This is a genomic window from Frankia sp. Hr75.2 (genome assembly GCF_949319125.1).
Classification (GTDB): domain Bacteria; phylum Actinomycetota; class Actinomycetes; order Frankiales; family Frankiaceae; genus Parafrankia; species Parafrankia soli.
This window is the reverse complement of sequence record NZ_CASGGV010000249.1, coordinates 1-360: the sequence shown is the minus strand read 5'-3', so window position 1 is coordinate 360 and position 360 is coordinate 1. Positions and strand designations below refer to the sequence as shown.

Genomic DNA, 360 nt, shown 5'->3' with positions numbered 1-360 from the left:
AAAAGCCCAAGTCAACGCCGGTGCCCGAGTGTCGGTACCCCACAGGACGTGCGTGGCACGCGGCGCGTCAGCATTCCGGCGTGCTGAGCCAGTCGACGATCGCGCGGGAGATGGCGCCGTCCGCGCGTTCGTCGTATCCCTAAAAGCACGGCATCGAGTTGGTCTCCAGGAAGAACCATTCTCCCGTCGCGTGGTCGATCTTGAAATCGACGCCCAGGAACGGCACGCCGCAGAACTCGGTGAGGCGAGCGCATCCGTCAGCGACCTCCCGCGCCGGGGTTAGCGAGCTGTAGCTGTTGACGCCGCGGACTGTTCGGTAGTCGAGTACCGGCGAGTCGATGAGCTCACCACCACGCGGCA

The 360-nt window shown here is 65.0% G+C and carries 1 pseudogene; it reads right to left on the bottom strand.

Going from position 1 to position 360, the window contains the following annotated elements:
- Positions 1–139 precede the first annotated feature (139 nt).
- A pseudogene (locus tag AC559T_RS17520) lies at positions 140–360 on the bottom strand (hypothetical protein); the annotation flags it as partial.